Origin of the sequence: Ruegeria sp. R8_1 (genome assembly GCF_017743815.1) — a bacterium.
GTDB lineage: Bacteria > Pseudomonadota > Alphaproteobacteria > Rhodobacterales > Rhodobacteraceae > Ruegeria > Ruegeria lacuscaerulensis_A.
In genome coordinates, this window is record NZ_JAGHRL010000003.1 from 267553 (window position 1) to 291726 (window position 24174).

General features: G+C 60.6%; 27 protein-coding genes. 8 read left to right on the forward strand and 19 right to left on the reverse strand.

Going from position 1 to position 24174, the window contains the following annotated elements; all coding sequences use genetic code 11:
- Nucleotide 1 precedes the first annotated feature (1 nt).
- Nucleotides 2–472: a transcription elongation factor GreA gene (gene greA, locus J7380_RS08645; protein WP_170353560.1), complete on the forward strand. Its 471-nt coding sequence runs from the start codon at nucleotides 2–4 to the stop codon at nucleotides 470–472.
- Between the two features lie 14 nt (nucleotides 473–486).
- Nucleotides 487–1479 (forward strand): hypothetical protein, encoded by a 993-nt coding sequence (locus tag J7380_RS08650; protein ID WP_209195365.1) that lies wholly within the window; start codon nucleotides 487–489, stop codon nucleotides 1477–1479.
- Here the strand turns inward: J7380_RS08650 and glp are convergent.
- The 5 genes from glp to J7380_RS08675 are packed head-to-tail and all read right to left on the reverse strand — an operon-like array spanning nucleotide 1476 to nucleotide 5338.
- Nucleotides 1476–2741: a gephyrin-like molybdotransferase Glp gene (gene glp, locus J7380_RS08655; RefSeq protein WP_209195366.1), complete on the reverse strand. Its 1266-nt coding sequence runs from the start codon at nucleotides 2739–2741 to the stop codon at nucleotides 1476–1478. The genes J7380_RS08650 and glp overlap by 4 nt on opposite strands.
- Nucleotides 2738–3229, reverse strand: coding sequence for a molybdopterin-guanine dinucleotide biosynthesis protein B (gene mobB, locus J7380_RS08660; RefSeq protein ID WP_209195367.1), 492 nt, complete (start codon nucleotides 3227–3229; stop codon nucleotides 2738–2740). Before mobB ends, glp begins: the two co-directional genes overlap by 4 nt.
- Nucleotides 3226–3870 (reverse strand): molybdenum cofactor guanylyltransferase MobA, encoded by a 645-nt coding sequence (mobA, locus tag J7380_RS08665; RefSeq protein ID WP_209195368.1) that lies wholly within the window; start codon nucleotides 3868–3870, stop codon nucleotides 3226–3228. The genes mobB and mobA overlap by 4 nt, the downstream gene beginning before the upstream one ends.
- The gene (locus J7380_RS08670; RefSeq protein ID WP_209195369.1) at nucleotides 3867–4403 is read right to left on the reverse strand and encodes a hypothetical protein; all 537 of its coding nucleotides are present in this window, start codon (nucleotides 4401–4403) and stop codon (nucleotides 3867–3869) included. The genes mobA and J7380_RS08670 overlap by 4 nt, the downstream gene beginning before the upstream one ends.
- A complete protein-coding gene (locus tag J7380_RS08675) occupies nucleotides 4400–5338 on the reverse strand; it encodes a formate dehydrogenase accessory sulfurtransferase FdhD (protein ID WP_247742462.1) in 939 nt (312 codons plus the stop codon). The genes J7380_RS08670 and J7380_RS08675 overlap by 4 nt, the downstream gene beginning before the upstream one ends.
- On the opposite strand from J7380_RS08675, the gene J7380_RS08680 reads away from it, so the two are divergent.
- Nucleotides 5337–6053 carry an AzlC family ABC transporter permease gene (locus tag J7380_RS08680; RefSeq protein WP_209195370.1) on the forward strand — a complete coding sequence of 239 codons (717 nt, stop codon included), beginning with the start codon at nucleotides 5337–5339 and terminating at the stop codon, nucleotides 6051–6053. The genes J7380_RS08675 and J7380_RS08680 overlap by 2 nt on opposite strands.
- Complete coding sequence (locus tag J7380_RS08685) at nucleotides 6050–6382, forward strand: AzlD domain-containing protein (RefSeq protein ID WP_170353567.1); 333 nt, start codon at nucleotides 6050–6052, stop codon at nucleotides 6380–6382. The genes J7380_RS08680 and J7380_RS08685 overlap by 4 nt, the downstream gene beginning before the upstream one ends.
- On the opposite strand, the gene J7380_RS08690 is transcribed toward J7380_RS08685, so the two are convergent.
- The 7 genes from J7380_RS08690 to J7380_RS08720 all read right to left on the reverse strand — a co-directional run bounded on the left by J7380_RS08690 (nucleotide 6371) and on the right by J7380_RS08720 (nucleotide 12878).
- Nucleotides 6371–6991: a hypothetical protein gene (locus tag J7380_RS08690; protein WP_209195651.1), complete on the reverse strand. Its 621-nt coding sequence runs from the start codon at nucleotides 6989–6991 to the stop codon at nucleotides 6371–6373. The two genes, J7380_RS08685 and J7380_RS08690, sit on opposite strands and share 12 nt — an antisense overlap.
- A 33-nt stretch (nucleotides 6992–7024) precedes the next feature.
- The gene (locus J7380_RS08695; protein WP_170353569.1) at nucleotides 7025–7159 is read right to left on the reverse strand and encodes an aa3-type cytochrome c oxidase subunit IV; all 135 of its coding nucleotides are present in this window, start codon (nucleotides 7157–7159) and stop codon (nucleotides 7025–7027) included.
- Nucleotides 7160–7224: 65 nt separating this feature from the next.
- Nucleotides 7225–7785, reverse strand: coding sequence for a hypothetical protein (locus J7380_RS08700; RefSeq protein WP_209195371.1), 561 nt, complete (start codon nucleotides 7783–7785; stop codon nucleotides 7225–7227).
- Nucleotides 7772–9610: a glycerophosphodiester phosphodiesterase family protein gene (locus tag J7380_RS20575; protein ID WP_209195372.1), complete on the reverse strand. Its 1839-nt coding sequence runs from the start codon at nucleotides 9608–9610 to the stop codon at nucleotides 7772–7774. Before J7380_RS20575 ends, J7380_RS08700 begins: the two co-directional genes overlap by 14 nt.
- A gap of 64 nt (nucleotides 9611–9674) precedes the next feature.
- Nucleotides 9675–10124, reverse strand: coding sequence for a DUF6173 family protein (locus J7380_RS08710; protein ID WP_209195373.1), 450 nt, complete (start codon nucleotides 10122–10124; stop codon nucleotides 9675–9677).
- A gap of 4 nt (nucleotides 10125–10128) precedes the next feature.
- Nucleotides 10129–11175 (reverse strand): MBL fold metallo-hydrolase, encoded by a 1047-nt coding sequence (locus J7380_RS08715; protein ID WP_209195374.1) that lies wholly within the window; start codon nucleotides 11173–11175, stop codon nucleotides 10129–10131.
- Complete coding sequence (locus J7380_RS08720) at nucleotides 11175–12878, reverse strand: acyl-CoA dehydrogenase (protein WP_209195375.1); 1704 nt, start codon at nucleotides 12876–12878, stop codon at nucleotides 11175–11177. The genes J7380_RS08715 and J7380_RS08720 overlap by 1 nt, the downstream gene beginning before the upstream one ends.
- Nucleotides 12879–13014: 136 nt before the next feature.
- Between J7380_RS08720 and J7380_RS08725 the strand changes: the two genes are divergently transcribed.
- On the forward strand, nucleotides 13015–13965 hold the full coding sequence (locus tag J7380_RS08725) for an L-threonylcarbamoyladenylate synthase (RefSeq protein WP_209195376.1): 951 nt from the start codon (nucleotides 13015–13017) through the stop codon (nucleotides 13963–13965).
- Here J7380_RS08725 and J7380_RS08730 read toward each other — a convergent pair whose 3' ends face one another.
- Nucleotides 13966–14520, reverse strand: coding sequence for a YqgE/AlgH family protein (locus J7380_RS08730; protein ID WP_170353576.1), 555 nt, complete (start codon nucleotides 14518–14520; stop codon nucleotides 13966–13968). It lies immediately after the preceding gene.
- A 157-nt stretch (nucleotides 14521–14677) separates the two neighbouring features.
- Here J7380_RS08730 and J7380_RS08735 point away from each other — a divergent pair, with 157 nt between their 5' ends.
- Together J7380_RS08735 and J7380_RS08740 are read left to right on the forward strand one after the other, a co-directional pair.
- Nucleotides 14678–15478, forward strand: a complete 801-nt coding sequence (locus J7380_RS08735; RefSeq protein WP_247742463.1) for a protein-disulfide reductase DsbD domain-containing protein — start codon at nucleotides 14678–14680, stop codon at nucleotides 15476–15478.
- Between the two features lie 5 nt (nucleotides 15479–15483).
- On the forward strand, nucleotides 15484–15903 hold the full coding sequence (locus J7380_RS08740) for an NUDIX hydrolase (protein ID WP_209195378.1): 420 nt from the start codon (nucleotides 15484–15486) through the stop codon (nucleotides 15901–15903).
- Here the strand turns inward: J7380_RS08740 and J7380_RS08745 are convergent.
- The 6 genes from J7380_RS08745 to J7380_RS08770 all read right to left on the reverse strand — a co-directional run bounded on the left by J7380_RS08745 (nucleotide 15900) and on the right by J7380_RS08770 (nucleotide 23391).
- The gene (locus tag J7380_RS08745; protein WP_209195379.1) at nucleotides 15900–19298 is read right to left on the reverse strand and encodes an efflux RND transporter permease subunit; all 3399 of its coding nucleotides are present in this window, start codon (nucleotides 19296–19298) and stop codon (nucleotides 15900–15902) included. The genes J7380_RS08740 and J7380_RS08745 overlap by 4 nt on opposite strands.
- A gap of 5 nt (nucleotides 19299–19303) precedes the next feature.
- Nucleotides 19304–20758, reverse strand: coding sequence for an HlyD family efflux transporter periplasmic adaptor subunit (locus tag J7380_RS08750; protein WP_209195380.1), 1455 nt, complete (start codon nucleotides 20756–20758; stop codon nucleotides 19304–19306).
- A 106-nt stretch (nucleotides 20759–20864) separates the two neighbouring features.
- Nucleotides 20865–21407, reverse strand: coding sequence for a molybdenum cofactor biosynthesis protein B (gene moaB / locus J7380_RS08755; protein WP_209195381.1), 543 nt, complete (start codon nucleotides 21405–21407; stop codon nucleotides 20865–20867).
- A 6-nt stretch (nucleotides 21408–21413) separates the two neighbouring features.
- Complete coding sequence (locus J7380_RS08760; protein WP_209195382.1) at nucleotides 21414–22034, reverse strand: LysE family translocator; 621 nt, start codon at nucleotides 22032–22034, stop codon at nucleotides 21414–21416.
- On the reverse strand, nucleotides 22031–22630 hold the full coding sequence (locus J7380_RS08765) for a metallophosphoesterase (protein ID WP_209195383.1): 600 nt from the start codon (nucleotides 22628–22630) through the stop codon (nucleotides 22031–22033). Before J7380_RS08765 ends, J7380_RS08760 begins: the two co-directional genes overlap by 4 nt.
- Nucleotides 22630–23391: a uracil-DNA glycosylase gene (locus tag J7380_RS08770; protein ID WP_209195384.1), complete on the reverse strand. Its 762-nt coding sequence runs from the start codon at nucleotides 23389–23391 to the stop codon at nucleotides 22630–22632. The genes J7380_RS08765 and J7380_RS08770 overlap by 1 nt, the downstream gene beginning before the upstream one ends.
- A 73-nt stretch (nucleotides 23392–23464) precedes the next feature.
- On the opposite strand from J7380_RS08770, the gene J7380_RS08775 reads away from it, so the two are divergent.
- On the forward strand, nucleotides 23465–24145 hold the full coding sequence (locus J7380_RS08775) for a scavenger receptor class F, member 2 (RefSeq protein ID WP_209195385.1): 681 nt from the start codon (nucleotides 23465–23467) through the stop codon (nucleotides 24143–24145).
- Nucleotides 24146–24174 lie beyond the last annotated feature (29 nt).

Genomic DNA, 24174 nt, shown 5'->3' on the forward strand with positions numbered 1-24174 from the left:
TATGGAAAAGATTCCCATGACGCCTGCGGGCAATGCCGCGCTCGAGGCGGAGCTGAAAAACCTCAAATCCGTCGAGCGCCCTGCGATCATCGAAGCCATCGCTTCGGCCCGAGAGCTGGGCGACCTGAAGGAAAACGCCGAATATCACTCGGCGCGTGAAAAGCAGGGCTTTATCGAAGGCCGCATCAAAGAACTGGAAGGTATCTTGTCGCTGGCCGACGTGATCGACCCAGCAAAGCTGTCCGGTGCTGTGAAATTCGGCGCCAAGGTCACTTTGGTCGATGAAGACACTGACGAGGAAAAGACCTGGCAGATTGTCGGTGAATATGAGGCCAGTATCGAAAGTGGTCTGCTGAATATCAAATCTCCTATCGCCCGCGCCTTGATCGGCAAGGAAGAAGGTGACAGTGTCGAAGTCCGCACCCCTGGTGGTGTACGTTCCTATGAAATCCTGAGTATCGAATACGCCTGAGCCAAGCGCCGACAATGTCCGAGTCCACGCCAGAGCACGAAACCGAACGGCCCACGCCGATTGGTATGTATGACCGGCCAGCGGAACCTACGTTGACCGAAATCGAAATCGCGGCCATCGTTCTCAGCCTAATCTGGCTGGTCGTGTCGGTCGTATTTCTGGTGTTGCCGGGAAAAATCGAAGGCGGCGGATTTGTTGTCACGCTGCTGGCGGTCTTCATGCCCGTTGCGATGATCTGGGTGGCGGCCACGGCACTGCGCGCGAGCCGTATCATGCGTGAAGAAAGCGCGCGTCTGCAAAGCTCGATCGACGCGATCCGCAATGCGTTGATCGCACAGCAGCAGCGCGCCTCCAGCGGCTATGAGCCCAATGTTACCAAAAAGCTGGACGAAATTGTCGAGACAGCCAAAAAGACAGAAAGTACCCTAGCCACGTTTTCCACGCATCGGACTCAGCCTGTTCGGGGCAAGACCCCGAATGCAAACGGCGACCAGACCACGCTGGAACTTGGAACACAAGCCGAAGACATCGCACCTCCGCTTGGAACGGATGTGTTCATCCGCGCCCTGAACTTCCCTGAAACAGAAGAAGATACCGAAGGTTTCAACGCACTGAGGTTGGCGCTAAAGGATCGCAAAGCTGCCCAGTTGGTTCAGGCATCGCAGGACGTGCTGACCCTTCTTAGTCAGGAAGGCATCTACATGGATGACCTGCGTCCCGACATGGCACGCCCGGAAATCTGGCGGCAATTTGCACAAGGGTCACGCGGACGTGCTGTGGCTGCTTTGGGCGGCATAAGGGACCGTTCGTCACTGGCGCTGACGTCAGCCCGGATGAAGCAGGATCCCATCTTCCGCGACGCCGCCCACCACTTTCTGCGCCGGTTCGACCACATGATCATCGAATTCGAACCCGAGGCCAGCGACGCTGATCTAACCGCACTCGGAGACACGCGCACCGCACGGGCGTTCATGCTTTTGGGGCGCGTGGCCGGAACCTTCGATTAAAGATCAAAGCTGCCGTAGGGGATGAACCGGACCATGTCGCCCGGTTTGATGTGACGCGCATCGTCACTGATTTCGACCAGCCCTTCGGCCCAGCTTAGCCCACTGATCCTGCCAGACCCTTCGGAGGCGAACACCTCAGCCCGGCCATCACGGATGCGGGCGCGCAGATACTCGCGGCGGCCCGGTTTCTTACGCTTTTCAAACGCGGCGGGCAGGTCAAAGCCTTGAGGGGTCGACCACCCCTCGCCCGCCATCAGGCCCAGGGCCGGGCGCGCAAAGATCAGCGTGCAAACCAACGCGGCCACCGGGTTTCCGGGCAGGCCGAACACAGGCGTTTCGTCCCACATCCCAAGCGCCAGAGGGCGACCGGGTTTCAACGCAATCCGCCATTCCTGCATCGCCCCTGCCTGCCGCAACAGGGCCGAGACATGGTCCTCATCCCCGGCAGACGCGCCGCCACTGGTCAGGATCACATCCGCGCGTTCAGCGGCTTGGTTCAGACAATTCCGCAACGCCTCGCGATCATCAGGAACCCGGCCCATATCGACCGCGTCAAACCCCATCCGTCCCAGCAGGGACAGCAACATCGGGCGGTTCGCGTCGTAAATCTGACCCGGCCCTGCGGTTTCACCGGGTTCGATCAGCTCATCCCCCGTGGACAGAACCGCCACACGCAGAACTGTGCGGGCCGGAACCTCGGCCAGCCCCGTGGCCGACAACAGCGCCAGATCGGCCGGGGTCAGGCGGCGTCCGGCGGGCAGAACCGCATCGCCCTCAGCCACATCCTCGCCTGCCTTGCGGGTATTTGCGCCGCGTTTCAGCGGCCCGTGAAAAGCGATGTGGCCGTCTTGAACGGTCACGTCCTCCTCCAGAATGACTGTATCCACGCCCGCAGGCAGCGCCGCCCCGGTCAGCACACGCAGCGCGTGGCCGTCGGGCACCGTGCCATCAAACGGTATCCCAGCCGCTGCGCGCCCCGGGTGCACCGGCATCACCTGAGGGCCGTCAAGCGCGGCCCCGGCAAAGCCATAGCCATCTACCGCCGTATTGGGCTGGGGCGGGTTCGAGCGTTGGGCGATAACCTCCTGCGCCAGAATACGCCCGGTGGCCTGCGCCAAAGGCACGGTTTCCACGCCTGCAACCACGGTCAGCCGGTCGCGCAACAGGGCCAGCGCATCGTCGACCGGGGTCCAGTTCACCCCGGCGGGCAAGGCAAAACAATCGTTGCGCAGCGGAGGGGGCGCGATATCGTGTTTGGTCATAGCCCCACCTCTTGCAGGATGAAATCGGCAATCGCCGCCGTGTTGTTCAGGTCAAAAACCGGCTGATCCACCTGCAGCGGCGTGTCGCTGGCCACGGCGCGGATCGTCGGGTTTTCGGGAGCCATCAGCGCGTTTCCGGCCTCGGCCCGGAACGCCTCGACCTTGGGGTGGCTCTCGCGCTTGAACCCCTCGATCAGCACCAGATCGACCGGAGACAAGCGCGCCAGCAGATCCGCCATCGAAGGCTCGGGCGCGCCGCGCAGTTCTTGCATGATCGCAATACGCTGACCCGAGGCCAGCAGCACCTCGGACGCGCCTGCCGTGCGGTGGCGATAGCTGTCAGTACCGGGCTGATCTACATCGACGCTGTGATGCGCATGCTTAAGGGTCGAGACTGTAAACCCCCGCCCAGTGATCTCGGCCACCAAACGCTCCATCAGACCGGTCTTGCCGGCGTTTTTCCAGCCGGTGACGCCGTAAACCCTCATGCCTGCTCCAGCAGCTGTTCGGCCCGCGCCAGATCGTCGGGCGTGTTGACGTTAAAAAAGGGGTCGAACGGGTCCGCCGGAAACAGCGCCTCGCGCCCGTCATGCTGGTCGGTCCAGATCACCACCTTGCGCAAACCGTCCTGCAACGCCGCCCGCAGATCATCGCGCAGCGCTACGGGCCAGAGGCCAAAGGTCGGGTGCCGGTTGATGCGTTTGCCTCCGCCGGATTTCAGCACTTCGTCCCCCCTGCGCGGCGTGGTAGCCAGCACAAGCGGATAGGTTTGCCCCATGGCGGCTTCGGTTAGCCGTGCCACCAGATCACGCGGGAAAAACGGTGTATCGGCGGCGGCGGTGACGATTGAGTCCGCGCCTTGTGTCGCCGCCCAGTCCAACCCCGCCAGCACCCCGGCCAGAGGGCCCGCGAAGCCGTCAATCGTATCCGGCAGGATCGGCAGGTTCAGATCGGCAAACCGGTCAGGATCACCATTGGCATTCAACGCCAGCCCGTCCACCTGAGGCGCGATCCGGTCGATCACATGCGCCATCAGGCTCTGGCCACCGATCTGCAACAGCCCTTTGTCGCCGCCACCCATCCGGGTCGCCAGTCCACCGGCAAGAATCACTCCGAGGGGTTTGGTCATGTTTGGTTCTCGATCTCTGGCCATCTTTGGAATTTTTCCGGGGGATTGAATATAAAAAGCGCGACACCCAAACCCAGCAAAATGAAACACGCGTACAAGGGCAGGCCGGAAAAGCTAGCCAAATCATGGCTAAGACGAATGTAAGCTGGAAACAGGATTATGACCGCTACCGGCACGACAAAAAAACTGAAATAGCGACGGAACCGGCGAACCGATTTTCTGGTTTCATCTGAAACGTCAACTCCAGTTGGCAAACCGCGCAATAAAGTGCGCTGCAGGGCGACATTCTGCTTCTGGACAGCCAGTCCCCACGTGTTCCAGCCCATTCGAAAGGGAGCCCGCAGATCAAAAGCCCCGATGTATCCTCTTGCCTCCCAACCCAATCGATCCAAAGTGTTTGCGTCCAATCGAGCCATTCCTTCTACAACGGTTCTTTTGCTGCGTGAGTAGTTCCACGCGGCAAGAACGCCCAGCGGTAAGATGCCGATCGAAAGAACAAATAAGAAAATAATGTAAAGAACATCAAAGATCATCCGGCACTCTTCCGTCGATGTTTCTTATCCTCAACCGCCACGCTGGAGGGATCGATGTCGCGCAGCAGGCGGTCCTCGCCCGCTAGGCACACGAACCGCTGCCCGCGCATACGACCGATCAGGGTCAGGCCGACCTCGCGCGCGATCTCGACGCCCCAAGCGGTGAACCCGGACCGAGACGCCAGCACCGGGATACCCATCATCGCCGTTTTGATCACCATCTCGGATGTCAGTCGCCCAGTCGTATAGAGGATCTTGTCCTCGGCCACCGCGCCTTCGGACAGCATCCAGCCCGCGATTTTGTCGACGGCGTTGTGGCGGCCCACGTCTTCCATATAGACCAGCGGACGATTTTCGCAGCACAGCACCGTGCCGTGGATCGCCCCGGCCTCAAGATACAGCGACGGGGTGCGGTTAATCTTGGCCGCAAGGTCATAGAGCCACGAGGTCCGCACCTGAACCTGCGGCAGGCGCACGTCCTCAAGCCCCTCCATCATGTCGCCAAAGACCGTGCCCACTGCGCAGCCGCTGGTGCGGGTCTTTTTCTTGAGCTTGTCCTCATACGAGGTTTCACGCGCGGTCCGCACCACCACGGTTTCCAGATCATCGTCATAATCAACGCGGGTGATTTCATCATCCGCCAACAGCATCCCCTGATTGCGCAGGAACCCCAGCGCCAGATATTCGGGGTAGTCGCCAATGGTCATCGCCGTCACGATTTCCTGTGAGTTGAGGAAAATGGTCAGCGGCCGCTCCTCAACCACCGAGATTTGGCTGACCTCGCCATTCTGGTCCACGCCCTCAACCGCGCGGGTCAGGCGGGCCGCGCCGGGATCGGGGGCGATGATGTAGTCCGAAAGATCGAGTTCCGTGGCCAATTGCAACCCCTTCGTAAGACAGATACTGCTGCGAGCATCACCATAGGATTTAGCCATGGCAGACACCACATCCAAGTCATACTTCTGGAAGGGTTTTCGCGACGGGACGCCGTTCATCTTCGTGGCAATCCCCTTTGGCACCCTGTTCGGCGTCTTCGCGACCGAGGCCGGGCTGAACCTGTTGCAGACCATGACGCTGACCGCGACCGTCTTTGCCGGGGCGGCCCAGTTTGCCGCGCTGCAACTGCTGCAGGACCAGACGCCGACGGCAATCATCCTGATCTCGGCTTTGGCGGTGAACCTGCGGATGGCGATGTATTCCGCCTCGCTGACGCCCTATCTGGGGGCCGCGCCGATGTGGCAGAGGGCATTCGCGGCCTATCTGACCGTGGATCAATCCTATGCCAGCTCGATCATCCAGTTCGAGAAACAGCCCGACATGAGCGTGCCGCAGCGGATGGCCTATTTCGTCGGCTCGGTCACGCCGATCACGCCGCTGTGGATCTTGGCGACATATCTGGGGGCGGTGCTGGGCACCCGTATTCCCGAAAGCTGGGCGTTGGATTTTGCCTTGCCGATCACCTTTCTGGCCATGATCGGGCCGATGATGCGGACCTTACCGCATGTGGTTGCGGCACTTGTTGCCGTCGTCGTGTCGCTGTTTACCGTCGGCGTCCCCTATAACCTTGGCCTGCTGATCGCCGGATGCGCGGGCATGATCGCAGGCGCTCAGGCCGAACTGATCGCTGAGCGCAGAAAGGCCCGGACATGACCCCGCCAGATCCCGTTACCGTCTGGACCATTATCATCGGACTGGCGATCGGCAGCTATGGGCTGCGCTTTGTCTTCATCGGATTGGTCGGAGACCGCCCGATGCCCCCATGGCTGCTGCGCCATCTGCGCTATACCGCCGTTGCGATCATCCCCGCGCTGATTGCGCCGCTGGTGGTCTGGCCGACCGCGACCGAAGGCCAGCCGGACATACCGCGTATGTCGGCTGCGGCGGTCTCTGTGGCCGTGGGACTGTGGACCAAGAACGTGATCGCCGCGATTTTCAGCGGGGCCGGAACCCTTTACGGTTTGCTGTATCTACTGGGCTAGGGCCGTGTCCTGCTGGTTCAGAAGGGCATTGTTCGCTGCCAACCCGGCTTGCAAGTCAGCCGAGTCATTCTCACGGTATTCCGTCGTCACCACTCCCGGTATCTGGCCGAACTGATCGGACAGTTTCACCGGGTAAAAGGTGGTGCTGATCTGCTCGAACCCCGGCACCTGCTGCAGCAGATGCGCGGTTGAATTGGCACAGAACGCCCCTGCCACCGGGCCGGATTGTTTGGCCAGTTGCAGCGCGATCTCGGCCTGTTGCGGAGTCACTTCGATGGTCTGGATGCGGGCATAGTGCGTCTCGCGCGCGTGGCTGCTGCGATAGGCGCGCTCCACGTTCGGAGTGATGCCATACAGCACATCATCCTTGATCGGCACCACATCGGCGCGGAAAGATCCTGCGGGGTCAAAAATCACCCGCTCGCTACCGCTGATCATCAACGAGGTATGCGCCCCCGAACCGGTGCGCGTGCTGATCATCGTATACAGCGTCAGGGTCGACGGGCCGGGATCACTATAGGACCGGGCCGCAATCTCTGAGAAATCGGCCTGCGGACGTTGAGAGCCCACGCAGCCGGCCACCGTTGCTGCCAGAAGGCAGGCAATCATTATCCTGATCACGATGGACCCCGATTTTAAGGTTTAAGAAGCGAAAACCGCCAGGAACAGGCACAGGAAGGCGATGGCTACGACGCACCACGTGGTCGCCTTGATAAAGCCGTCAAATGTTTTTTCCTGAACTTTAATGTCCATTTCGCCGTGCTTGTATTCAGCCATGTGAAAGATTCCCAATTCGCGTGTTTGAGACGTTGGTAATCGAAAATCCAAGGGCTGTCACCACGTCATTCGCGCGCAGGGGCCGCCGATTGGAACACCGAACAGCCCGGATACCCAAAGCCCCAGCGCCACGGCAGGCCAGAGCAGGGCGCGCCGCCGAATCGAACAGCCGCAAACATCGCTTCGGCTGTCACGGAATGGGCTGTGCGAATCTGGTCGGGTGTCATGTCATAGCGGACAGAATACTCTTCGGCGTGTTCAGTGCCGTGCTGTTTCACGCAGGCGCGCAGCGTGTCATCCGCTGACAGGCGCGCGTCATAGCTGTCTTCGGCGCGCAGGGCTGCACCCGCGTTGTGATAGGCCCGATCATGGGCCACGCAGCAGTATTCCCAGGGCGGGTGCGCTTCATACAAAGCGCGGAACTTCGGGAAGGTCTCGGCCACGAACCGCCAGCTGGTCGACAACCCGCCCGAGCATCCATCAGTCTCGAATGCCGTCAAATCCGCACCCTCGCTTTGGGCGATCAGCGCGCGATGGGCGGGCAGTTCGAGGCTGCGCATGAAATCCTGCGCCGCGACCGGGCTGGTCAGAATCGACAGGATCAGCGCCAGTTTACGGGCTTGCATCGCGCATCGCCTGTTTGTCCACGGACATGCCAAAAGTAGTTGCAAGCCACAGCAAAAGGCGCTCAGCCGGGCCCATCTCGGCCCGGATGCGCAGCACCTCGTTGGCCAGCGCCGGGTCATCGGTGATCAGCCCGTCCACCCCCATCGAAGCCATGGCCGACATCTGCAGCGGGTCATTCACCGTCCAGACATAGATATCCTTGCCTGCCGCCTGCACGCTGCGCACCAGCCCCGGCGTCGCCATGCCCGCATTGACGGCCACAAACTCACCTTCAAGCCCTGAAAGGTCTCCGACCGCGGTGGCGGCCAGAACACCGGCGCGCCAGTCGGGGCGCAATTTTTCCATTTTCTGCACGGCGGGGTATTTCAGCGACATGGTGGCGATGTCGTCCTGCATCTCGAACTCTTCCACCAAAGCCGCCACGCGGTTTTCCAGATCGACGTCGTGACCGTAATACTTCAACTCGATGATGACCTTGGCCTTGCCCTTTGCTGCCTCCAGAACTTGTCGCAGAGTCGGGGTGCGTTCATCGGCGTATTCGGGATCGAACCAACTGCCGATGTCGATCTCGGCCACGTCTTCCATCGTGGCATCCCAGACCTTTGTGGGCACACCCGCCAGTTTCATGAAATCGCTGTCATGGGCCACGATCACCACGTCATCGGCTGATTCCTGGACGTCGATCTCGACCCAATCGGCGCCGTCCTCGATGGCTTTCAGAACTGCGGCCATGGTGTTTTCCGGCCGCAACGCTGCAGCCCCCCGGTGGCCGATCACCTCGGCCCGGTCGGGGGCATCGACACGGTCCAGCACCTCCTGCCCGACCCAAAGCCCGGCAACCACAGCCACCGCCGCGCCGCCCACAGCGGCGAGAAGCGGCACGCGCAGATTGCCCGGTTCGGGATGCGGGGGCTCCGAAGTCTTGATCTCGAAAAACCCATCCAGCAGCACCGCCAGCGCGCCCAGCGCCGTTGCGGCCAGAACCAGCCCGGCCAGAGACCACAGCCCGGCAACGATCAGACTGTAGATCAGCGCCAGTTTCAGATGAGACGCCCCCTGCAGCGGCACCAAATCGAACAACAGCCCCGCCACCGTCGCAATCAACGCGGCAATGACAATGCGCAGGCCCAGCCAGATCGCCAGCTCAAGCTTGAGCCGCCCGCGTTTACCCTCCATCCGGGTGGCGCTGACGTTAAAAGCGCTGGCGGGGGCCACAGATTCGAACAACACCAGATGCAGGCCCAGCGCCCAGGCCGAGAGCCTGCGGATCAACACCCAAGCCATGACCAGCACCACCGCGCCGATCAGGCCCACGGCCACAAGGAAGGATGGCGGGCGGAACGTCAGGTAATAGTTGATGTCATATTCGGTCAGGGTCCACCACGCGATCACCGCCGCGACAGCGGCAAATGGCACAACCAACAGCAACACCCGCAACACGAACCGCACCGCGAAACCGAACAGAGCAGGCAGGCGCGACAGGATCAGGCCAATGGCGGAACTGCCCGCGCGCCACGGGTCACGTTCACCCATTCGCAACGAGGCCGCCATGACCGAAAAAACCAGTACCTCGGCCAACAGAAACAGGCTAAGCACCACCACAGCCGCCACGAACCCGACAGGAGACAAGACAAACGCGGCGATGGCTTGATCCGTCAGCGCGGTCTGGTTTGACAGCGACACCGCCAGATTGACGGTCAGCGCCACCCCCGGCGCGATTAGCGCAACCAGCAGCAGGCGCACGGCCAGATAGATCGGCACAAAGACACGGCGCCGCGCCCAGGCACCGCGATAGGATGTTGTACCGGCTGAAAAAAGGCTCACCAGCGTTCCCCTTGAATGACCAACATATTCAAGGCCGCACAGAGGTGAATTGCAAGATGTACGCTCAGCTTTCTTCCAGATCGGCCGCCAGACGGAATCCGATGCGGTTGGCTGGCTTGTCCTCGACCGATTTGGGCAGGGCGCGCAGCATCACGTTCAGCTGGCTGACATGCTGCACCAATTGCGTCCGCGCGCCGGACCCGTCCGAGCCATAAAAGGTGATCATGTCGGGGTCGAAATATCCCATCCCTTCGATTCGCATCACGCCTGCATCGCCACCAGTGAAGCCCATGGCGACCTCGTGATCGGCATCCAGCGTTTTCTCGAAATTCTGGATATAAAGGATCAGCCGCTCATAGGCCCATTGCGCCGGGCTTTTGCTTTCAACCGGTTTTTGTAGTGTGTCGGGCAGGTTTTGCGTACCGGATCGGGCGTCAGGGTTGGCATGGACTTCGTAACAGCGGGGCAAGGCCGCCGCTTCTGCTGCCTCGGCCGAGGTTTCGATTTTGTCCATGGCTCTACCCTTTGCGTTGAAACTCCCACGCCCCGTCTGCGCGCCGCGTCCGGGTCACCGCTCCAATGTGGTAAAGATGGTTCAGATGTGCAACCGACTCGACCAGAGCCAGCCCATATTCGCCATCGCCGATCTGGCGTTTGAACAGGGGCGGAAAGCACTCGGCAGCGGTTTTGGGCGTGTCCAGATAGTTTTGCAGACGCTCCAACGCACCATGGTGATTGTCTATCAGTTGCTTCATCCGCAGCGGAAGGCCAGTGAAGGGCAGCTTGTGCCCGCCCAACGCCAGGTGCTCGGGGCGCGCCAACCCTTGCAACCGCTCACAGGCCTCAAGCCATTCAGCCACCGGATCGGCCAGCGGTTCGGTCACATAAACCCCCAGATTGGGGCTGATCGAGCTTAGGATCTGATCGCCAGTGATCACCAGATTGTCGTCACGGCTCCAGAAGGTCGCGTGTTCTGGGGCGTGGCCATTGCCCATATGCACGTCCCAATCGCGCCCGCCCATTTGGATCACGCTGCCCTGCTTGATCCGGGTAAAGCCCAGCGGCATCGGATAGACCGTGTCGCAGAAATTGAACGGCCGTTCGGTCATGCGTTTGGCCAGGAAATCCGCATCCATCCCGGCGCTGCGGTAATAATCCAGCGTCTCGGTCGGCCAGGTTTCCTGTACGTCCAGCTGCAGCATCCGCGAAAACAGCCATGCGGTGCGGGTTGTCACCAGCTCGGCCCCGTGTTCGGACTGGAACCAACCGGCATTGCCGACATGGTCAGGATGGTGATGTGTCACCACCACCCGTTTGACCGGCTTGCCGCCCAGCGGACCCGCCATCAAATCAGCCCATATGCGGCGCGTCTTGTTCGAGGACAGACCGGTGTCGATCACCGTCCAACCGTCACCATCATCCAGAGCATAAATGTTGACGTGATCCAGCGCCATGGGCAGCGGCAAGCGCATCCACAGCACGCCTTCGGCGACCTCAGTCGCCTCGCCCGGGGCCGGAGCCTCGGGCCAGGGATAACGGATCGTCAAAGGGCTCTCGCCGTCCATCAGGCGGCCAGTTCTTCTGCGCTGAGACCGTAGACATCCTCGGCCCCGTTTTGCGCCTGTGCCAACAGACCTGAGTTTTCAGGCAGCAATGCGTTGATGTAAAAGCGCGCCAGCTTGAAGCGCGGACCTTCGGGCTCGGCCAGCGCCGCCTTCAGGTGGTAATGCGCGCCCAAAATGCGGGCGAAGGCGTGCAAATAGGGCACGGCACCGGCAAAACGATTGTTCATATCGGCCTGCGACACCAACCACTCGGTGGCCTCGCGCAGGCTTTCGGTGGCTTCCCAGACCGGACCGGCCAGTTCCGGCATGGTCGCACGGGCCGTTTCGGCGTGATCCTCGATCTCGTCCAGAAGACGGCTGGCCGCTTCGCCGCCATCCATCATCTTGCGGGCCACCAGGTCCATCGCCTGAATGCCGTTGGTTCCCTCATAGATCGCTGTCACGCGGACATCGCGATAGAACTGCGCCGCGCCGGTTTCCTCGATGAAGCCCATTCCACCGTGGACCTGCACGCCCTCTTCCGAGACGCGCATGCCTGTTTCGGTTCCAAACGCCTTGCTGATCGGGGTCAGCAGCGCAGCGCGCGACACCCATTCGGGATCATTGGTGGCCGTCGCCATGTCGATCGCCGCCGCATTGGCCAGCATGATCGCCCGCGCCGCAAACGTGTCGGCACGCATGCTCATCAGCATCCGGCGCACATCGGCGTGGTCGATGATGGTACCAGAAGGCGTCTTGCCCTGCTTGCGTTCCAACGCATAGGCCAATGCGTGCTGATAGGCACCCTCGGCCACGCCAACGCCCTGACCACCGACGCCCAGACGCGCGTTGTTCATCATGGTAAACATCGCGGCCATACCGCCATGTTCCTTGCCCACAAGCCAGCCTTTGGCACCGTCATACTGCATCACGCAGGTCGGCGAGCCGTGAAGGCCCATCTTGTGCTCCAGCGAAACCACTTTCAGGTCATTCGCCACACCGGGATTGCCGTTTTCGTCCGGTAGGTATTTGGGTACCAGGAACAGCGAAATCCCCTTGGTTCCGGGGACGCCGTCGGGCAGACGCGCCAGAACAAGGTGGCAGACGTTTTCCGCAAAGTCGTTGTCGCCCCAAGAGATGTAGATTTTTTGGCCCGACACCGCATAGGTACCATCGCCATTGGGTTCCGCTTTTGATGTCAGCGCACCCACATCCGAACCGGCCTGCGGTTCGGTCAGGTTCATGGTGCCAGACCACTCGCCCGCGATCATCTTGGGCAGGTACAGCTCTTTCAGCGCATCACTGGCGTGGTGTTCCAACGCTTCGATCTGGCCCTGCGTCATCAGCGGAGCCAATTGCAGTGACAGACAGGCCGCTGACATCATCTCGTTTACGGCGGTTGTCAGAGTCATAGGCAGGCCCATGCCACCATATTCGGGATCCGCGCTCATGCCGATCCAGCCGCCTTCGGCAATCGCTTTCCAGCCGTCGCCATAACCCGGTGAGGTGCGCAAAACACCGTTCTCCAGCCGCGCCGGCTCCAGATCGCCGGGGCGTTGCAGCGGGGCCATGACCTCTTCGCACATCTTTCCAGCTTCGGTCAGAATCGCGCTGACCACGTCTTCGCTGGCTTCCGAAAACTTGTCAGTGGCGGCGATCTGTCCGAAATCGACCGCGTGGCGGAACAGGAATTCGTAGTCAGAGACTGGTGCGCGATATGGCATGGCTTCACCTCGGGGCTGTATAAAGGTCTGCAACGGCGGGGTTGGAAAACCCAGCGCCCACCGTTATTCATCTGGATTTGGACGATTACGTACCTGTCCCCATGATACAAGCAATCAAAACGCGGCGTCACCACCCATGATCCCCAACGGAACACACGAACTGTTCGCCGACCCGGACGGAATTGCGCAGGCAGCGGACCTGCTGCGGCAAGGACAGCTTGTCGCCTTCCCGACCGAGACCGTCTATGGACTGGGCGGCGATGCCCGCAACGGAGAGGCCGTGGCCCGCATTTATGCAGCCAAAGGCCGCCCCAGTTTCAACCCATTGATCGCGCATGTCGCATCGGTCGACGCCGCAAAACGATTTGTGACATGGTCCGATCGGGCACAGGTTCTGGCAGATGCTTTTTGGCCCGGCCCGCTGACTTTGGTTCTGCCCTTGCGCGCTGACCATCAAGTGTCGTCTCTGGTGACCGCTGGCCTCGATACGCTGGCCGTTCGCGTTCCGGCCCATCCTACGGCACGCGCTATTCTTGAAGCCTTTGACGGGCCCGTTGCGGCGCCGTCAGCGAACCCGTCAGGGCAAATCAGCCCGACAACCGCTGATCATGTGCGGGCCGGGTTGGACGGACGCATTGCCGCTATCGTAAACGACGGCCCGTGCGGGGTCGGTCTGGAATCGACGATCGTTGGACTGGCAGGTGAGCCAACTTTGCTACGGCCCGGCGGCGTCGCGCTGGAAGAGATCGAGAGCACCCTGAACACCCGCCTCCATCTACATCAAACCGGAGATCTGCTGACAGCACCCGGCCAGTTACTATCCCACTACGCGCCCGATGCCCCGGTTCGCTTGAACGCTGACGCCACTCAGGGGGACGAGGTGCTATTGGGCTTTGGGTCTATTCCTTGCGACCTCAACCTGTCGGCCGAAGGCAATTTGGTCGAAGCCGCCGCAAACCTGTTTGCAGCGCTGCATCAGTTGAACACCACCGGTCGACCGATTGCGGTTTCGCCAATCCCGGACCACGGCCTTGGGGCAGCAATCAATGACCGTCTGCGCCGCGCCGCTGCGCCGCGCGATCGCTGATCAGGCACGCCCGGCACTGGCCGACAAAGTCAACGGATCAACACCCAAAGTGGCAAGCGCGGCCTCCCATTTCTCGTCATCGGGGACGTCGAACACCAGTTTCGAGGACGCATCCGTGGTCAGCCAGCCATTCATGGCGATCTCATCCTCAAGCTGGCCCGGACCCCAGCCGGAATAGCCCAGCGCCAGGGTCGAATTCAGCGGACCACGACCCGAGGCCAAATCTTCAAGGACGTCCAGCGTTGCGGTCATGCTGAAATCATCCGAAATTTTCATCGAATGCAGATTCGCATCATAATCGGAACTGTGCAGAACAAAGCCGCGCGACATCTCGACCGGCCCACCAAAATGTACGAGGCGTTCGCCCACGACAGGGATTCGGCAGGCGATGTTGAGCTGCCCAAGCAAAGTCTTGATCCGCAGGTCTGACGGCTTGTTGATGATCAGACCCATCGCCCCGTCATCTCCGTGGCTGCACATATATACCACCGAATGATCGAAGCGCGGATCGCCCATACCCGGCATCGCAATCAACAGTTTTCCGGTCAGGTCCATAAGATGGCATCTCTTGCTTGGTGCTCTTCAACAATGGCCCCGAGCGGCGGCGAATGGCAAGAGATCAGCGCAGATTTCCGCAGATTTCATTCGAGTGACCTGAACGTGACTTGGAATCTGCGTCAGGACCGCGCATTTATAGCTTATGAACGTACACATGACAGTCTCAGCGATCGCATTGACCTTCGCCCTTGGAGTTGTTGCCCCGGCATCCGCGCAGGTGACCGGTACCGTGGCTGAATTGGATATTCTCGACGGTGGTCGCACCACGCAGGGAACCTATATGACAGCCGTGCGGGTGACGTTGGATGATGGGTGGAAAACCTATTGGCGCGCGCCCGGTGATGCAGGCATTCCACCGCATTTCGACTGGAACAGTTCGGACAATGTTGGGAACGTGTCGATCACGTGGCCGACCCCTGAAGTCTTTGTCCAGAATGGACTGCAATCCATCGGGTACGAAGACCAACTTGTTCTGCCGGTTGAGATTACACCGAAGAATCCCGGCCAACCAGTGCATCTGAAAGGCACGATGGATCTTGGCGTGTGCAAGGAAGTCTGCATCCCGGCACAACTGGACTTCGATCACAGGCTGAACGCCGATGCCGGGCGCAACCCGGCCATTGCTGCAGCGCTCGCGCAGCGCCCTTATTCTGCAAAAGAGGCAAGGGTCGCTCAGACCAGCTGCCGCCTGACACCGACATCGGACGGGATGCAGATCGAAGCTCGGGTGACCATGCCCTCGGCTGGCGGTCAGGAACTGGCAGTGATCGAGCCCGGCAATCCCACTCTTTGGGCATCACAACCCGACACTGAGCGCCAGGGTGACACTCTGGTTGCCACGTCCGAAGTGATCAGCGCATCCGGGGCGCCCTTTGCGTTGGAGCGGTCCGAGATCAGGATCACCGTTCTGGGCGCTAATCACGCGGTTGACATCAAAGGGTGCAGCGCGGGTTGATCCCGATGGTTCAAACGCCAAAAATCGGGGCACTGGCTGTCGTCATACACGACGCGCAGGTTCTGCTTGTGCAACGCAGCAAACAGCCAGACGCCGGATTGTGGGGCTTTCCCGGCGGTCATGTGGAATGGGGCGAAACGGTTCTGCAAGCCGCACAACGCGAATTGCATGAGGAAACCTCGGTCACGGCGAAGCCTCTGCATTATCTGGACAATCTGGATCTGTTGCGACGGGACTCGCACGGGGCTGTAGTGTCGCATTACCTTTTGGTTGGTGTGATGTGCGCATACCAGTCCGGGCAGCCTGTTGCAGGCGACGATGCGTTGGATGCGCGTTGGTTTCCCTTGGAACAGATACGGCGCGGTGACCTGCCCATGAGCAACCGGGTCAATGATCTATTAGAGACGGCCCTGCGCCGAAACTAGGCCGAGCGGGCCTTGAGACGTGCGAAAAACAGGCCAGACGCGGCGATGCTGAGCACAAGAATGACAACCGCCCCCGCAACAAATGCGCCCAGCCCCATTTGCAGAGCTACGAGACCGTCCGCAGACCCATAAAGCCCAGACAATATACCCAAAGGCGCACCCGTAACGACCGGCAGCACCATGGTTATGCCGAACCAGACCAGCAACGCTGTACCTGTAGCGGCAAGAGCACCCTGCACCACCCGGTCAGGCGCGCGCACCGCGCGCCGCATAGCCGTGATCGGGCGCGACAGGTCGTTCAGAATGCCCAACAGCGCTGGCACCAGAACCAGTACCAAAATCATCCCGAAGGCCAGGCCATAGACCAGAGTGATCACCGTCGGTTTGAGGAATTGCGCCTGTTGCGACCCCTCATACAGCAACGGGGTCAGGCCAAGAACAGTCGTCAGCGTTGTCAGCATAACCGGACGCAATCGGTCTGCGGTTCCTTCGATGATAGACGGCACCAGCCCGCGATCCTGCTGATAGGCATCAATCGTCGTCACCAGAACGATCGAGTCGTTGATGATAATCCCGGTCATCCCCAGCAGCCCTACAACGGTGAACATGCTCAGCGGCACCTCCCAGATGTAGTGGCCCCAGATCGTTCCAACCAACCCAAACGGAATAATCGCCATAACAACCAGAGGTCGCGTCCAACTGGCAAAGACCCAGGCCAGAACAAGATAGATGCCGGTCAGACACAGGATCAGACCGGTGCGGGCCTCGGACAGAAACTCATCCTCCTGCTCGCTCAAACCTGCCATGGTCCATTCGACCTGACGTTTGGCGGCGATGTCGGGTAAAATTTCCTCGCTCATCGCGCGGTTTATCTCTTCGGCGCGGGTGGGGTCGTCTTCCGCGATGTCGCCATTGACCGAGATGACCCGCAGGCCATTTTCACGGCGTACAGTCGAAAACCCTGACTTGCGCTGAACTGATACGATATCAGCCAGCGGCACATACACGCCATCCGGAGTCCGCATCAGTGTGCGTTCCAGGAAATCGGCAGTCAGCTCGTCCTCGGGCAATTCGACCCGGATTTCAGCGCTGCGGGGACCATCAGGGAAGGTCGCGGCCTCGATCCCGTTCAGACGGTCTCGCAGGACACGGCCCAGTGTTTCAATCCGGAAGCCAAGCGCTTGTCCCTGCGCTGTCAGATCCAGAATGAACTCTTCCTTGTCATAAGCAAGATTATCCTCCAGCGCCGAGACTTCGGGGTATTTCGAAAGCTCGGCCTGCAGGTCTTCGGATGCGGCCTTAAGCGTGTCTACGTCTGCCCCATAAAACTGCACGTCAATCGCATCACCACCCGGCCCCGACCGCCAGCCACGGAAACTGAGCAATTCGACCTTGGGATGGCGCGGGACGAAATCCTGCAATTCGCCAACGAATTCAAAACTGGAATAGGGGCGCAGATCGGCATCGATCAACTCGATCGAGATGCCGCCGAGAAGATCTTCGTCCTTGCCATCCGCCGCAGACAGTCCGCGGCCCGCCGATCCGCCAATCTCGGACAAGACATAGTCAATGGGATTGCGCCCATGGCGTTCCTCGTAAATTTGCCCCAATTCGTCCACGGCAATCTGCAGCTGACGCATCATGGCCAGCGTGTCCTGACGCGTCGCGCCTTCTGCCATGATGAAATTGCCGGTGACCGAACCACGCTCGGGCGCATTGAAGAATCGCCAGTTCACATCACCTTTGATGAACAGCGCCGCCTGACTTGCCAGGATCAGGATCATCAGCGCCACAACGACATAACGCGCCCAGATGACCCATGCGATGAATGGGCGGAACAACTGATCGCGCACCCAGCGGAACCCGCGGTTGACGACCCGGTTGGGCCAATCATACCAGTGTTCTTTCGCGGAATGTGCAATAGCGTGGGCCATATGGTTCGGCAGGATCAAGAAACACTCGATCAACGAGGCGATCAGAACCGCGATCACAGTAAAGGGAATGTCCCGGATCAACTCGCCGAACCGGCCGCCAATCGCGGTCAGACCGAAAAAGGCAATGACCGTTGTCAGGGTCGCGGCAAAAACCGGCATCGCCATGCGTCGCGCTGCGCTTTCAGCTGCCACCATCGGGGCCTCGCCCAAGCGACGAGCACGGAAATCGGCATGTTCACCCACAACAATGGCGTCGTCCACCACGATACCCAGCGTGATGATCAGACCAAACAGCGACACCATGTTGATCGACAACCCGCCAATATACATGAAAGCAATCGCCGCAGACATCGCCACCGGGATCCCCGCCGCCACCCAGAACGCTATACGCGCATTCAGGAACAGAAACAGCAGACACACAACCAGCCCCAGGCCCATGAGGCCATTGTCAATCAGGATATCCAGCCTGTCGGTGATTGCTTGCGCGCGGGTTCGGATCAGCTCGACCGACACGCCTGCAGGCAGGCTGGCCTGCATCTCGGCTACGACCTCCTCGACAGTGCCCTGAATCTCGATTGCGTCTCCTAGGTTCGAGCGATCCACCCGCACTGACATCGCCGGGTTTTCACCTACGAAATAGCTGCGAATTCGGTCAACGCCCTCAACGCGGATCTGCGCCACGTCGCCGATCAGCAACTTGGATCCGTCCGGGAAATTGCGCAGCGGGATGCCTTCAATTTCCTCAGGCGTTCGCTTCTCGGTGCCGGTGCGAATGCGGGCATTGGCGCCCGTGACATCCCCGGCGGGGTTAGCCGTGACTTCGGCCGCAACGGCAGTCGCGATCTCGGACAGTGTGATATCGTTGGCAATCAACTGCGCGGTCGGAACCTCGACCACCACGCGCGGTGCAGCCAGCCCCCGGATGGTCGTCCGTGTAACACCCACGGCGAACAGGCGGTTGATCAGTTCATCGGTGAATTTGGCAAGTTGATCCGGGGCAACAGGCCCGGTTACCACCACATCCGTTACACGGTCCCGCCACGCACCGCGCCGGATCGTAGGCTCTTCGGCATCTTCTGGCAGGTTGGTCACGCCATCAACGGCTGTTCTGACTTCTTCTACTGCGCGGGACATGTCCCAATTCGGCTCGAACTCCAGCCGAATGTTGGTTCGCCCCTCGCGCGAGGTCGCCTCGGTACTGGAAACGCCTTCAACCGCCAGCAGCGCAGGTTCAAGCGCCTGAACGATTCCATTGTCCACATCCTCGGGACCCGCCCCTTCCCAAACGACGTCGACGTCAACACGTTCAAGGATGACGTCTGGAAAGAACTGCGCCCGCATGTTGGGCAAAGCCGCCACACCCAGCACCAGCAAAACCAGCAGCAACAGGTTCGCCACTGTACGATGTCGGGTGAAATAGCTGAGGATACCGCTGGCCGCGCCGGGGATCTCGCGCATCATAGCGGCTAACCTCCGGCCCGGTTTTCAATGCGGCGCACCAGAGATGCCGGAACTTTCGCCTCGCTAAGCTGCCCGAGGACGCGGTCTTTCATATCCTTCGGCATCTTGTCGCTGGCCTCGACCTGCGCGACAAGCTGCGCGCGCTGCTCGTCCGACAGCTCGACCAAATCGGGTTCAGCCCCGGCATTGGCTTCGATCCGCAAGGGGCGGACACGAACACCGGCACCCAGCAACGGCGTGCGCCCGATGACAACCTCGCGGCCGTCCAGACCTTTGCCCCGCAACAACACCTCATCCCCTTGACGACGGATCAGTTCGACCGGCAAAGCTTCGAGCCGGTCATCTGTGCCCAGCACCAGAACCGTGCCGACCGCATCCAGAACCGAAGACGGCAGCCGCACCACATTGTCCAATGGCTGTTCCTGCACGGTCACTGTCACGAAGTCACCGGGTTTGAAACCCGACGCGTTATCCATCCGCGCATAAAGCAAGCGCCCCGTTTGGCCCTCACCGGCTGACCCACTATCGCGGCTGATGCGACCAGTCGCGGACAGATCAGTGCCCGTGACCTCAAGCGAGACCGTGACGGGCGCGTTGATTAGATCGCCCTCGGCATCCAGCAAACGCACGAATTGCGCGGTCGAAACGCGGAACGCGACTTCAAGCGCATTCGGATCGACCAGTTCTGCCAGTTTTTCGTTTGCCGAAACCAAACGGCCTTCGACCAGCGTTACATCCGTAAGCGTTCCACCGAACCTCGCGTGGATGGTCATGTCGCCCAAATCACGCTCGGCGGCCTCAAGTGCGATGCGTGCCCGTGACAACAGCGTCGTCGCCTGATCCACCCGCGATTCCGCCTGTGCCAACGCGATGCGCCGGGCCAAAACCGCTTGCTCTGCGGCTGCCGCAGCAAGTTCGGCATCATCAGCCGTCGCCACCGAACCAACGCCCCGAGCAAGAAGATCCTGCTGACGTTTCATCGCGCGGTTTCGCAATTCGACCTGCGTTTCCGATGACTTCAACTCATCCTGAGCAAGCAGTAAAGACCGCTCGGCGTCGCGTTCTTCGAATTGAGCATCCAGCAGATCTGACTTGGCCCGATCCAGTGCCGATTGCGCATCGGCAGGGTCCAGTTCGACCAAAACCTCGCCGGCACTAACGGAACCGCCATCCTCGAAGTCATCTGACAAAGACACTACGCGCCCGCCAAGTGCCGCGCGCAGTTCCAAGCGTCTGCGGCTTTGTACTTCGCCAAATGCCTCGAGATAAGGTGTCACGGTTTCCAGTTCCGCCGGTCGGACAGTGACCGCAAAAACTCGTTCCCGCGCCTGTGGTGCCGCGTCCTCGCGTGTCAGCAAATCCTGCACCGCGCCCGCAATGATCTGAGCAGCCGCAAACAAGAGAGCCAGCGTCAAAGACGCCAGAAACACTCCGACAAGGCTTTGCCTCAGAAATCGCATATTGCACTTACCCCGGTTGCATCAGGCTACCTGCCGCAAAAGGTAGCTGTGCGGTCAAAAATGCCAAGCCACAAAGCGGTTATGAACAGTTGAACGTGCGACCAGTCTACTTCCGTCGCAGATGTTCGTCCAATCTTGGCATTATTTCCACGAAATTGCAGGGACGGTGGCGGTAGTCGAACTGCTTTTCCAGAATCGCGTCCCAGGCATCCTTGCAGGCGCCGGGGCTGCCGGGCAATGCGAACAGATAGGTGCCGCCGGCCACGCCCCCCGTGGCGCGGGATTGAACGGCCGAAGTGCCGATCTTCTCCATCGACACGATCGTGAACACTGTTCCGAAGGCTTCGATCTCTTTCTCATAGACGTCCCGATGCGCCTCGACCGATACATCGCGCCCGGTCAGACCAGTGCCACCGGTCGAGATCACAACGTCGATATCGGGATTGGCGACCCAGTCGCGCAACTGATCAGCAATCTGAGCGCGCTCATCGCGGATGATCTTGCGGTCCGCCACCAAATGGCCAGCCTTTTCGATGCGGTCTACCAGTGTCTGCCCCGAGCGGTCCTCGTCCAGCGAGCGGGTGTCCGAGACGGTCAGAACAGCGATCCGTACCGGAATGAAGTCTTTGGTTTCGTCAATGCGTGACATCTTGCGTCAGGCCCTTTCCATGATGGCAAGCCGGATGGCGAGGGCGGTGAAAATCCCCCCCGTCACCCAGCCCATGATACGCGAGGCGCGCGGGTTCGAGATCAGAACCTTGCCCGCGCCACCAGCAAATACTCCGACCAGTCCGTTCACCACAAACCCACCCAGGGCAATGACCACGCCAAAGATCAGGAATTGCGGCAAGATCGGGCCAAGGGCCGGATTTACGAATTGGGGGATAAAGGCCAGCACGAACAGGATCACCTTGGGGTTGGTCAGGTTCACCACCATGCCGTCCCTGAACGCGTGATGCGCCGGTCTGGTGGGGGCGTCTGCAGAAATGGCTCCGTTTCGGATCGCGCCCCAGGCCAGATACAGCAGATAGGCCACGCCCATCCAGCGGATCACGTCAAACAGCCACGGCAGCGCTGCCACCGCTGCGCCCAGCCCCAGCCCGGCCAGAAGAACATGCACCATAAGCCCGACCGAGACACCAGCACTGGCCACCAAGGCAGGTTTAGACCCCGATTTCAGACCCTGCCCGAAACAGAACATCATATCCGCGCCCGGCGTGAAGTTCAGCGCCAAAGCCGCCGGTATGAAAGCCAGTAAGGTGACAGTTTCGATCATGCCGCACCCTCAAACCAATTCACGCGCGGCCCCAGATTGGTGATCTGAGTGCGCCCCAGCGTGCCGCGATATCCCCAACTGTCGTGGATATGCCCGTGCAACGACAACTGCGGCTGTAGCCGCTCAATAGCGTCACGCACGGCGGTCGATCCTACGGCATCACCGGTCGACGTCACATCACCATAGCCTTTGGGCGGAGAATGCGTGATCAGGACGTGAGCCCCGTCGCAGCGGTCCAGCAACTCGGTCGCCTCGGCCTCGGTCAGATCACAGGACCAGTCTCCGAATGGTGTGGGCGGTACGCCGTAACCCAACCCGAACAGGCGCAGGCCGTCTATCGTCATGCCCGTGCCGTGCAAGACGTGCACGCCTTGCGGCGCGGCCTGTGTCAATTCCTCGGCGCTTTCGGCATTGCCGGGCACTAAAACCAAGGGCGCGGCGATGCCAGACAGCATCTCCATCGCCTCGTCCAGACCCTGCCGCATGTTACAGAAGTCTCCGGCCCCGATCACCAGATCGGCAGTGTCGCTGGCGGCAACCAGTTCGGCGGCGCGGTTGCGGGCCATATGCAGGTCGGAAAAGGCCAGAATGCGCATCACTTGCCCTCCAAACGGGCTTTCAGCTCTAGCAAATCGGCCCAGGCTTGGCGTTTGGCCTGTGGCTGGCGCAGCAGATAGGCGGGGTGGAACATGGGGATCACCGGAAGGTTCATCGCCTGATCCCACTGCCCGCGCAGTCGGGTGATGCCGCGTTTGCCCAGCACCGCCTGACAGCTGATATTGCCCATGACCACCAGAACCTCGGGCTTGGCCAAGGCCACGTGCCGTTCCAGAAACGGCTTCATCATCCCGATCTCTTCGGGCTTGGGATCCCGGTTCTGCGGAGGCCGCCACGGCAGCACATTGGTAATGTAGACGTTCTTGTGACGATCCAGATCAATCGCGGCTAACATCCGGTCCAATAACTGACCCGCGCGACCTACAAAGGGTTTACCTTCGCGATCTTCCTCGCGACCCGGAGCCTCGCCGATGATCATCACCCGCGCCCCCGGCGTGCCATCGGCAAACACCAACTGCCGCGCCCCGCGCTTCAGCTCGCAATGGTCAAACGACGCCATGGTCGCGCGCAATTGATCCAGCGATCCCGAGCCTTGAGCCGCAGCTTTGGCCACCGCAACCGGATCGACCTGTTTGGGTTTTTCCGGCGCCGCCTGCGCCACAGGTTTCTTGACCTTGGGCGCGGTGTCAGGCAACGCGTAGCGGTCTATCGGCACATCCCCGATAGACTCGGTCGCGCCCAGTTCGATCTGCCAGTCCAAAAGGGCCCGCGCCGTGTGATAATCCAAAGCCGATTCCATGCCTCACAATCTAACCAGCTTTTGACCGAGGGAAAGCGAATAGCACTTGATCGACCCGGCAACCGGGCAGACCATGGCACTATTCATGCCGAGCCTTATTCGATTCTTTCTGGTCATCTTGCTGCTGATCCCCGTCAGTACCTCTGGCTTTGCGCAGGTGAACGACCGTTTCGGCGTTCAGAACCGAGGCATCCAAGATCGCAACGGCTTCCAACAACGCAACCGTATCCAGAACCAATGCCGCGCGGGGCAACTCAGATGTGGGCGGAATTGCTGCCCCGTTGGACAGCGCTGCAGTTTTGACGGAAACTGCATCCCGCCCGGTGGCACCTATTGCGGCGGCGGCTTTTCCTGCGGCCCATTTGAACGGTGCGTCGGCAATCGCAGATGTGCCCCAAAGGGCGAAAACAAGTGCCGGTCCAGTCTGGACTGCCCCAGCGGCACCTCTTGCAACGGGCGTGGCGAATGCGAGGCAATCCAGCTGGAATTCACTCTGCCCCGGCCAAAATGCGACGATGGCCGTACCTGCGCCAGCGGCACAAGCTGCCTGCCCGGCGGTGGATGCACCCGCCCCGGCTGGTTCCTGTGCGAAGAAACCGGATCACAATGCCGGCAGGGTTTCAAATGCTCGGCCAATCAGGGCTGCGTCCCGGTCAAAGCGGTCGATTGCGGCAATGCCAAATGGTGCAGACCCGGCGAGCGATGCCTGCCCGAAGGCGGATGTGAGAAACTGCCTGAAGGCTCTGAACCATAGGTTGCTTTAGCCCCCACAGGTTTCTATAA